Annotated in this window: 10 protein-coding genes; 5 read left to right on the top strand and 5 right to left on the bottom strand. The window is 59.6% G+C overall.

Features of this window, described 5'->3' with window-relative positions; genetic code table 11:
• A partial coding sequence (locus VFE81_RS28875) for an oligopeptide/dipeptide ABC transporter ATP-binding protein (protein WP_325047846.1) occupies positions 1-429 on the top strand: 429 nt, incomplete at its 5' end.
• Between the two features lie 209 nt (positions 430-638).
• Here VFE81_RS28875 and VFE81_RS28870 read toward each other — a convergent pair.
• On the bottom strand, positions 639-1,715 hold the full coding sequence (locus VFE81_RS28870; RefSeq protein WP_325047845.1) for a porin: 1,077 nt from the start codon (positions 1,713-1,715) through the stop codon (positions 639-641).
• Between the two features lie 390 nt (positions 1,716-2,105).
• On the opposite strand from VFE81_RS28870, the gene VFE81_RS28865 reads away from it, so the two are divergent.
• The gene (locus VFE81_RS28865; RefSeq protein WP_325047844.1) at positions 2,106-3,695 is read left to right on the top strand and encodes an ABC transporter substrate-binding protein; all 1,590 of its coding nucleotides are present in this window, start codon (positions 2,106-2,108) and stop codon (positions 3,693-3,695) included.
• 79 nt (positions 3,696-3,774) lie between these two features.
• Here the strand turns inward: VFE81_RS28865 and VFE81_RS28860 are convergent, their stop codons facing one another.
• The 4 genes from VFE81_RS28860 to gtdA all read right to left on the bottom strand — a co-directional run bounded on the left by VFE81_RS28860 (position 3,775) and on the right by gtdA (position 6,900).
• On the bottom strand, positions 3,775-4,263 hold the full coding sequence (locus tag VFE81_RS28860; protein WP_325047843.1) for a MarR family transcriptional regulator: 489 nt from the start codon (positions 4,261-4,263) through the stop codon (positions 3,775-3,777).
• Between the two features lie 121 nt (positions 4,264-4,384).
• Positions 4,385-5,029: a maleylacetoacetate isomerase gene (gene maiA, locus VFE81_RS28855; protein ID WP_325047842.1), complete on the bottom strand. Its 645-nt coding sequence runs from the start codon at positions 5,027-5,029 to the stop codon at positions 4,385-4,387.
• 59 nt (positions 5,030-5,088) lie between these two features.
• Positions 5,089-5,787: a fumarylacetoacetate hydrolase family protein gene (locus VFE81_RS28850; protein ID WP_325047841.1), complete on the bottom strand. Its 699-nt coding sequence runs from the start codon at positions 5,785-5,787 to the stop codon at positions 5,089-5,091.
• A gap of 60 nt (positions 5,788-5,847) precedes the next feature.
• Complete coding sequence (gene gtdA, locus VFE81_RS28845) at positions 5,848-6,900, bottom strand: gentisate 1,2-dioxygenase (RefSeq protein WP_325047840.1); 1,053 nt, start codon at positions 6,898-6,900, stop codon at positions 5,848-5,850.
• A 289-nt stretch (positions 6,901-7,189) separates the two neighbouring features.
• Between gtdA and VFE81_RS28840 the strand changes: the two genes are divergently transcribed.
• From VFE81_RS28840 to VFE81_RS28830, 3 genes are all read left to right on the top strand, one after another.
• On the top strand, positions 7,190-8,446 hold the full coding sequence (locus VFE81_RS28840; protein ID WP_325047839.1) for a flavin-dependent oxidoreductase: 1,257 nt from the start codon (positions 7,190-7,192) through the stop codon (positions 8,444-8,446).
• Positions 8,447-8,493: 47 nt separating this feature from the next.
• Positions 8,494-9,084, top strand: coding sequence for a TetR/AcrR family transcriptional regulator (locus VFE81_RS28835; RefSeq protein WP_325047838.1), 591 nt, complete (start codon positions 8,494-8,496; stop codon positions 9,082-9,084).
• Positions 9,085-9,240: 156 nt separating this feature from the next.
• Positions 9,241-10,043: zinc-binding dehydrogenase (locus VFE81_RS28830; RefSeq protein ID WP_325047837.1), on the top strand; the 803-nt coding region annotated here is incomplete at its 3' end.

The raw sequence follows: 10,043 nt of genomic DNA, 5'->3' as shown, positions 1-10,043 counted from the left end.
GATGAATCGGTGGCGGCACTCGACGTGTCGATCCAGGCACAGGTGCTGAATCTGTTTATCAAACTGCGCGAAGAGCTAGGTTTGACGTATCTGTTCATCAGCCACGACCTGGGCGTAGTGCGCCATATCGCGGATCGCATTGTCGTGATGTATCTCGGCAAGATTGTCGAATCGGGGCTTACCGAGCAGGTCTATCAGAATCCGCGGCATCCGTACACGCAGGCATTGCTGGCGGAGGTGCCGTCGCTCGACAAGCGTAAGAAGACTTTCTATGCAATCAAGGGCGAGATTCCGTCGCCGATGAATCCGCCTTCAGGGTGTCATTTTCATCCGCGCTGCCCGCATGCGTTGTCCGTTTGCAAAGAGGTCGTGCCCGAATTGAAGCGCGCTGCCGACGGACAATTCGCAGCGTGTCATCTGATCGACTGACGTCACCGGTACGCTTTGAAGGCTGGCCCGGTGTGAATCGCACAGCAGCGATGCTGGCGGTTCACACCGGGCTTTTTAATGGGCGGCGAAAACGTGAGTTGACGAGTCCGCGTGTGCCCTGATCCAGCGACAAAAAAGCCGGCTTGCGCCGGCATCAAATTGTGCCGCTCGACTCGCGCTATCGAGCGGCACGTCTCGCGATCAATCGGTCAGAACTTGTGGCGTATGCCAATGCCAGCGACGATCTGCTTGTTGGTGCTCGACGTCGGCAGCGTCAGAATCACCGCACGCGTACTGTCGCCGCTCGCCTGTTGATAGTTCACTTGGGCATACAGGTCGGTGCGTTTCGACAGGAAGTAGTCGAGCCCGAGCGACGTCTGGCCCCAGTGCGAATTCTCGAGCTTCGACCACGTGTACCCCGCGCCGCCCACCAACGCCGGTGTGAAGTGGTACAGCAAGCTGCCTTCCAGGGTGCTCAGTGTCGACGCATTGCCCATGTACGAGATCCGCGTGCCGGTGTAGTTCGCCATGATGCCGAACTTGCCGATCGAATAGCTGCCGCCGAGTCCCCATGTCTTCATGCTGTCCGCCACGATCGGACCCGTCAGCGGCTGGCCGAACAGCGTGTTGACGCCCAGATCGTTGATCGGATCGATGCGGAAGTTGTTGATATCCGTATAGGCTGCGCCGAGACTGAGCGGGCCATGATCGTAGGTCAGGCCGAAACTCATCGAGCTGTTCTGATGGAAGTTGCCCGCCGTATTGCCGAAGCCATACATCGCGCCAGCGGTGAAACCGCCGAAGTTATCGCTGACGAATTTGACCGTGTTATCCAGACGATCGCCCGATACGCGGTCGTAGTCACCCGGATGGAACGCATACACGCCGGCGACATAGGCGATCGAATAGTTGCCGATGATGTCGCCCATGAAGTCGTACTGATGGCCCATCGTCAGCGTACCGATTTGATTCGACAGGCCGACGTAAGCCTGGCGCCCGAAGATGCCACCTTGTCCGAGCGTGCCGTTGTTCAGGTTGAAGCCGTTCTCGAGGCGAAATAGCGCTTTCATGCCGCCACCGAGATCTTCAGTACCCTGGAAGCCGAGCCGGTTGCCTTGTGGGACACCTGTGTCGAAGACCCACGCGGAATGACCGTTGCTGTTGCTAACGTAGCTGATGCCCGAGTCGACGATCCCGTAAATCGTCACGCTGCTCTGCGCCTGTGCACCCGCTGCAAACGTACAAAGTGACACGGCAGCAAGTGGTACGGCGAGGGTCTTTCTCATTGTTTGTCTCCTTTCCATGAATAGTCTGCGCCAGTTCTGTTGAAGATGCCGCATGTTTTACGAGGCTTCGTTCGCAGTTATTCGTGCCTCGCAACGTGTTGCTCGCGCAGCCATTTCGTTGTCTGAACGAAAGGCCGCGCGGCGGTCCTGCATCGCCCGTCATCAACTTGAGCAGTGCTTGACTTCGATAGAAGTGTATAACGATAATATAGTTATACAGAAGGCATTTTGACGCGATGGAGATGCTCGTAAACACGAAGTGACTCAGCCACACACTTGCCGTTGATGCGCCTGGGTTCAGTTCGGTGTGCTGTTTTCAGATGGGAGTCGCTGACGGCTTCCTCAATAAAGCGGGTACCCTTGCGGGTTCTGCACATATAGGAGACGGAGATGGGAACAACATTGCGGGGCTGGGGTCGGCTGGCAGTTATGGCCGGTGCACTGGCCGCGAGCGTGTTCGTGCAGCAGAATGCAGGTGCAGCGGAATTCAGGTACGGGGTCAGCGCAGACGTGACGTCGCTCGATCCACAGTTCGCCAATTTGCCGGGCAACCGCAACGTTGCGCGCAACGTGTTCGAACCGTTGATCGACATGTCGCCAGATGGCCGGTTGCAGCCCGGTCTCGCCGAATCGTGGAAGCCGCTCGACGACAAGACGTGGGAAATCAAGCTGCGCAGGAACGTCAAGTTCCAGGACGGTTCGCTGTTCACGGCAGACGATGTGGTCTATTCGCTCGCGCGTCCCGACACGCTGACCAATTCGCCGGCTACGTTCGGGGTCTTCACGAAAGACATCACCAAGGTGCAGGTGGTCGATCCGTACACGGTCAAATTGACCACGGCCCGTCCGTTGGCTGTGTTGCCAAACTATCTGTCCATGATTTTCATGCTGTCGAAGAAAGATACGCAGGGACTCAAGAGCGAAGACTTCGAAACAGGCAAGGGCCTCGTCGGTACCGGGCCTTACAAGTTTTCCCGCTTTTTGCGGGGCGACCGCGTCGAACTCGTTCGCAACGACGCTTATTGGGGTGACAAGCCGGCCTATGACAAGGTGACCGTGCGTATCCTGCCGAATGCGGCGGCGCGTGTGGCGGCCATCCTGTCGGGCGACGTCGACGCGGTGATCGACGTGCCGAGCGCGGATGTGACCCGTATCAAGGCTGATAAAAAGCTTGCCGTCTACACGAAGCCCAGCACGTTGATGGTCTTCTGGGTGATGAATCAGCTAAACGACAACGCGCCGTATGTGACAGACAACAACGGTAAACCGTTGGGCAAGAATCCGTTCAAGGATGTGCGCGTGCGCCGTGCGTTCTCGCTCGCCATCAATCGCCAGGTGTTGGTCGATCGCGTCTTGCAAGGTTTGGGTGTGGCGACGCAGAACAGTGTGCCGAGCACGATGTTCGGCTACAACCCGGCACTGCCGCCCGATCCATACAAGCCCGATGAGGCGAAAAAACTGCTGGCCGAAGCCGGTTATCCCGAGTGCTTTTCGCTGACGCTCTTTGCGCCAAACGATCGCTATGTCAACGATTCGCAACTGGCACAGGGTGTCGCGCAAATGCTGACGCGCATCGGTTGCAAGACCAAGGTCGAGACGCAGCCCATGGGTACGTTCATCTCGCGCGTGAACCAGCTGCAACTGGGCTTCTTCATGATCGGCTGGGGCGCGGATGCGGGCGACATGGGCGTGCAGCTCGAGTCGCTGTTCTCGAATCCGACCAACAATCCGTTCCGCAAGATCAACATCCAGACGTACGATTCGCCGAACTTCTGGAAGCCGTTGAATGCGGGGCTGGCAACGGTCGACGATGCGAAGCGCGAGGCGCTTTACCAGGAAACGTCGAAGGTATTGCACGATGAAGCGGGCATCATCCCGACACATCTGCAGGTTTCCACTTTCGCCGCGCGTAACGGGATTCATATCGTGCCGCGCGTCGACTCGCAAATGTACGGGTTCGACGCCGCACCGGCGAAATAATATATGAGCGCCGCTGTGCGTCTCTAACAAGCTGCGCCAGCGGCGAACGAATCGGCGAGCATGGGTTCGCCGATTCGTTTTATCCCAATGTCACGCGCGTGTTGTCGTTGAAGTGCGAAACGAACTTGTCGAGCAATGCGAGAAATTGCGTGCGCTCGACGGGCTCGAATGGCGCGAGCAACGCTTCGACCGATTTCTGCGCGTAGCGCTCGCATTGGCGGAAGCATTGCCGGCCCGCTTCGGTCAGCGAGATTTCCACTTTGCGCTGGTCCGTTTCGCTTTTTGCTTTTTCGAGCAGGCCGCGCTCGCTCAGAATCTTGACGACGAGCGCGGTGGTCGAGCGGTCGAGGCCGATCAGACGTGCGATGCCAATCTGTTCGAGCGGGCCGCTGTGGAAGAGGATGTACAGCACGCCATACTGGCTGGGCGTCATGTCGAGCGCGGCGCAGGCTTCGATGAAGAGGTCGGTCGAGATCTGGTGAGCACGCCGGATCATGAAGCCGGGACGGGCGTACAGACGGTTGAGCGGAGTCTGGCGCGTATCGCGCGCCACAGGGGTTTTTGCCATGGACTCGGATCTTGAGGTGGGCCGCCCGCGGTCGGGCGGCAAGCGTGACTGGCCGATATTATCGCGCAGTGTAGACGGCTGGTTGCAGAGCGGCGCGGATGACGGGCGTCATCCGCGCAGATTACTGTGCGTCAGGCTGCTGCTCGGGGGCAGCCGCAGTGAACGCAGGCAACTGCAGGCAGCGCTGCGCGATGCGGCCAAGCACCGGGTAGGCACTCAGGTCGACATTAAAACGTTGTGCGTTGAAAACCTGCGGCACGAGCGTGAGATCGGCTAGCGTCGGTTGATCGCCGTAGCAGAACTGACCCGTCGTGTGACTTTGTGCGAGCCTTGTTTCCAGCGCGAAAAAACCCGTGTGGACCCAGTGGTGATACCAGGCGTCTCGCGCTTCTTTTGTTAGCCCTGCCGTATCGCCAAGGTATTTGAGTACGCGCAGGTTATTGAGTGGATGGATGTCGCACGCAATGTCCAAAGCCAGCGCACGCACTGTAGCGCGGCCGAGCGGATCGCGCGGCAGTAGCGGTGGCTCGGGATGCAGTTCGTCCAGGTACTCGATGATCGCAAGTGACTGATGGAGCGACACCTCACCGTTCCTGAGCACCGGGACGAGCGCCTCCGGGCTGAGCGAGCGATAGGCGGGCGCGAATTGCTCTCCGCCGTCGCGTGACAGATGGACGGGAAGGTAGTCGAATGGCAGGCCCTTCAGGCCTAGCGCAATCCGCACCCGATACGATGCGGAGCTGCGAAAAAAATTGTGAAGCTGCACGGAATATCCTCGATGAACGGAGCATGACGAACGTTATGCCCCGTTGTGACGTGAGTCGTTCAGACCACTTTGACCTGGAGTTCGCCAAGACCGTCGATGCCGCCATGCATCGTATCGCCCTTGATCACGGCGCCAACGCCTTCCGGTGTGCCGGTATAGATCAGATCGCCCGGCACCAGTTCGAAGAAACGCGACAGATACGCGATCGTTTCCGCGACCGACCAGATCAGTTGCGAGATGTCCGCGCGTTGCTTCGACGTGCCGTTGACGTTCAGCCAGATCGCGCCGTCTTTCAGATGCCCCGTCTGTTCAGCGCGATGCAGTGGGCCGATCGGCGCGGAGTGATCGAACGCCTTGCCGATATCCCATGGGCGCCCCATTTTCCGCATTTCCATTTGCAGATCGCGGCGCGTCATATCGAGTCCGAGCGCGTAGCCAAACACGTGATCGAGTGCCTCGTCGACGGAAATATTTTTACCACCCTTGCCGATTGCGGCGACCAGTTCCATTTCGTAGTGGCAGTTGTCCGTTTCGGACGGGTACGGAAATTCGCCTATTGTTCCGGGCGCGACATGGACGATGGCGTCGGTCGGCTTGCAGAAGAAAAATGGCGGCTCGCGGTCCGGATCGAAGCCCATTTCGCGCGCATGAGCGGCGTAGTTGCGCCCGACGCAGTAGATGCGCCGGACGGGAAACGCGTCGTCCGACCCGGCAACCGGGACCGTTACCGCGGGCGCGGACTCAAAGACCAGATTCATTGAATATTCTCCATGTGTGATTGTGTTTTGTGTTGATCGCTGCGATCGTCCGTGCCGCGTTCACGCGTCCAGCTTTTCTTCGCGCAGAATGTTGAGCGCGGTTTGCACCGGCCGGTCCGAAAAGCTGAACAGCACCGCATCGTCATTCGCGTGCAGCGTGAACGTTTTCCATGACGGCACGACGAAGTGATCCTTCGGGCCAAACTCGAAGCTTTGCCCGTCGATGACTGCGCGTCCGGTTCCCTCGACGACCGAGTACACGGCGCCGTCGGTGCTGCGGAACGGTTTGCTTGAGAAACCGGCCGGCAGATACTGCATGAACGTGGCAAGCGTCGGCATGGGCCAGCCGCCGGTTGCAGGGTTGACGTAGCGCAGCTTGACGCCATGCCATGCGTCGACGTCACCATCGCGATAGAGGCGCTCGAGCACTTCGCGCGTACGGTCGTACGGGTAGCTAAAAATGGGCGAGGTCGGCGACGAAGGTTGATAGTCGACCGGCAGCAGGTTGTGTCCGTAGCGCGCGAGCGCATTGCCATCGGGTCGGGTAACCCGTTGCGACATGGCCGCGCTCTTTTCCTCGAAGCCTGCGTCGAAGAAGCGAATCATCGGAATATCCAGGCCGTCGAGCCAGACGACCGGCTCGCTGTGGCCGTCGATACCGTCGTTGCCGTGATCGTGCCAGGTCCAGCTCGGGGTAATGATGAAGTCGCCCGGCATCATGGTCGTGCGTTCGCCGTCGACTGCCGTATAAGCGCCACGGCCGTGGACGATGAAGCGCAACGCCGATTGCACGTGGCGGTGGGCCGGCGCGACTTCGCCCGGCAGAATCAGCTGCAAGCCGGCATAGAGCGATTGCGTCACGCTGGCGTGGCCGGACAGCGCGGGGTTCTCGAGCACGAGCACGCGGCGCACGGCTTCCTCAGCCGTGATCAAGGTGCCGGCCTGTTCGATGTAGGGCAGTACATCGCGCCATTTCCATAGCGCGGGCACACAGGGTCCATTGGGCTGATGCGGCACCAGCGTGCTAAGCGATTCCCACAGGGGGATCATGTTGAGTTCGCGAATCTGCTCGTAGAAAGCTTTCCTGTCTGATGTGGGAAGGCCGGTGTTCATTGCTTGTCTCCTGTTCTTTTCTGGAAACGCCGTATTTCGTCGAACGGCGTAGGTCTATCTGGCGATATGTGGTGGCGTTCTGACGAATAATCAGCAGACGTATGTCGAAAAGATATTGAATCTTGATCGCCATGTCAAACGAATTCCGTTGTCCGGATGAATCGCTTGACGAAGCAGGAATGGCTCACTATATTTCGGCAGACGTCTGCGCAAATGATGCGTAACCGTGCGGCGCGAGAGACGGATTAAACGGCGTGCTCACCCGCGCCCATCACGAAAGAGGAGACAGATGAAAAAGGATAATGAGGTCGTTATCGTTGGTGCGGGGATCGGCGGGTTGACGCTGGCGCTGACATTGCACAAGGCAGGTATCGCGAGCCGCATTTTCGAAGCGGCGCCTGAGATCAGGCCGCTCGGCGTCGGGATCAACCTGCTGCCGCATGCGACGCGTGAACTGGCGGAACTAGATCTTCTCGCCGAATTGGCCGCGGTCGGTGTGAGGACGCAGGAATCGGTGTTTTTCAATCGCCACGGACAACTGATCTACCGCGAACCGGCTGGACGTTTCGCCGGTTACGATCATCCGCAGTTCTCGATCCATCGCGGCGACCTGCAGAGCATCTTGCTCAAGGCTGTGCTTGAACGTCTGGGGCCGGATAGCGTCGTGACAGACCGGCGCTGTGTCAGCGCAACCCAGGACGAAACAGGCGCAATCGCGCGCTTTACCGATAGTGCCGGCAACGATCATCTCGCAAGCGGTGCGGCGATCGTGGCATGCGACGGCATTCACTCGGTGATTCGCAAACAGTTCTACCCGAATGAAGGCGCGCCGCGCTATTCCGGTTTCAACATGTGGCGCGGAACGATCACGGCGCCGCCGTTCCTGACTGGTGGCAGCATGGTGCGTGCCGGCTGGCTGACGCACGGCAAGATGGTCATTTACCCGATCCGCGATAACGTGGATGCCGCAGGCAATCAGTTGATGAACTGGGTCGCCGAAATCGAGGCGCCGCAACCCGCACGCCGGGACTGGAATGGAAAAGGGCGCCTGGCCGATTTCTTCCCTGCATTCGCGGACTGGCATTTCGACTGGCTGGACGTGGCGGCGATGATCGAAGCGACGGAGACGATTCTGGAATATCCAATGGTCGATCAGGATCCGCTGCCGCGCTGGACATTTGGCCGTATCACGCTGTTGGGGGACGCGGCGCATCCGATGGTGCCGCGCGGCTCGAACGGTGCCGGGCAGGCGATTCTGGACGCGCGCTTTCTGGCAGACCGTTGTGCGGAACTGGGCGTCTGCGAGGAGGCGCTGCTTGCCTATGATCGAGCGCGTGTCAAGGCGACCGGCGATGTCGTACTGATGAACCGCAAGGCGCCGCCCGACCGGATTCTGCAGGTGGTCTACGAGCGCACGCAGGGGCAGCGCTTCGAGCGGATCGAAGATGTGGTCAGCGCGGACGAGTTAAGCCAGATCGCGAATCAGTACAAGACGGTCGCCGGTTTTCATCTCGACGATCTGAAGGCGAAGCAACGGGTGGGGTGACGCTGGATCTAGACGACTGGTCTAATTGAGGCCATAATCCGCTAACCATGAGAGCTAGCCATCCCCACATTCGCAGGCACATCCTCGACGCCGGGCGTGCCCTGATCGCGCGCAAAGGCTTTGTCGCGGTCGGGCTGAACGAGATTCTGACGACTGCCGCGATCCCGAAGGGGTCGTTCTATCACTACTTCGGCTCGAAGGAATCGTTCGGCAGCGAGTTGCTGCAGCAGTATGTTGTCGACTACGCGGCGCGCCTTGACGCGCTGTTCGGCCAGCCCGGTGTCAACGGCCGTGACAAGCTGCTGAGCTATTGGGCCGCGTGGCAGCAGGAACAACTCGATCAGAACGGCGACGAAAAGTGTCTGGTGGTGAAGCTGAGCGCGGAAGTCGGCGATCTCTCGGATGAGATGCGCGTGGTGCTGCGCGACGGCGTCGACCGCTTGATGATGCGTCTCGCGTCCGTGATCGAAGAGGGTAAAGCAGATGGCTCGCTTTCGCCGGAGATCCGGGCCAAAGAGGCAGCCGAGCTTCTCTATCACATGTGGCTCGGTGCGGCGCTCGTCACCAAGCTGCGGCAGGATGGAAGCGCGATGGCGCAAGCCATGGCGGTCACCGCCAGCGTACTTCGCGCGCCTTGACCTTGCCGCGGCTGCGGCCGGGGCCGTGGCGCTATTGACGCTTCCCGAACAGAAGCACTAGCCAAAGCATTCGAAGAAGCACTCAAAGAAACTCACAGAAGCACGAACTCCGTGCAGCACGGAGCCTTCATCGTTGGACATTCCAGGAGATCGATTGTGCGTAGCGTTATCTATTCCTCTTTCGGCAATCCCGCTGACGTGCTGCAGGTCGCGGAACGTTCCACGCCGAATCCCGGCGCGGGCCAGGTGCGCATCAAATCGACCTTGTCGCCCATCCACAATCACGACCTGTGGACGATTCGCGGTCAATACGGCTATAAGCCGCAACTGCCGGCCGTGGGCGGCACTGAAGTTGCCGGCGTGATCGACGCGATCGGCGAGGGTGTCGTGCATCTGAAGCCCGGCCAGCGCGTGGTAGTGGCCGGCATTTACGAAGCCTGGGCCGATTACGTGCTGGCGCCGGCTGCAACGGTGGTCCCCTTGCCCGACGCGATCAGCGACGAAACAGGCTGTCAGTTGATCGCCATGCCCTTGAGCGCGGTGATGCTGCTGGAATACCTGCATCTGGAACCCGGTCAGTGGTTCATTCAGAACACGGCGAACGGTGCGGTTGGTAAGACGCTGGCGATGCTGGCCAACGCGCGCGGCATCAATGTGGTCAATCTGGTCCGGCGCGAGGCAGGCATTGCGGAATTGGCCGAGGTGGGCATCGGCAATGCGGTATCGACTGATAGCGATGGCTGGAAGACCCAGGTTCGTGACATCGTCGGCGACGCGCAGCTCGTGGCAGGTGTCGATTCGGTCGGTGGCGATGCCAGCGGCGACATCTCCGGTCTGCTTGGCGAAAACGGCACGCTGGTTTCGTTCGGCGCCATGTCCGGTGAGTTGATGCGAATCAGTTCCGGCGATGCGATTTTCAAGCAGGCAACCGTCAAGGGTTTTTGGGCGAGCAAGATTTT

It is taken from the genome of Paraburkholderia sp. (assembly GCF_035656215.1).
Lineage (GTDB): Bacteria > Pseudomonadota > Gammaproteobacteria > Burkholderiales > Burkholderiaceae > Paraburkholderia.
This window is presented reverse-complemented; position numbering and strand designations above follow the sequence as displayed.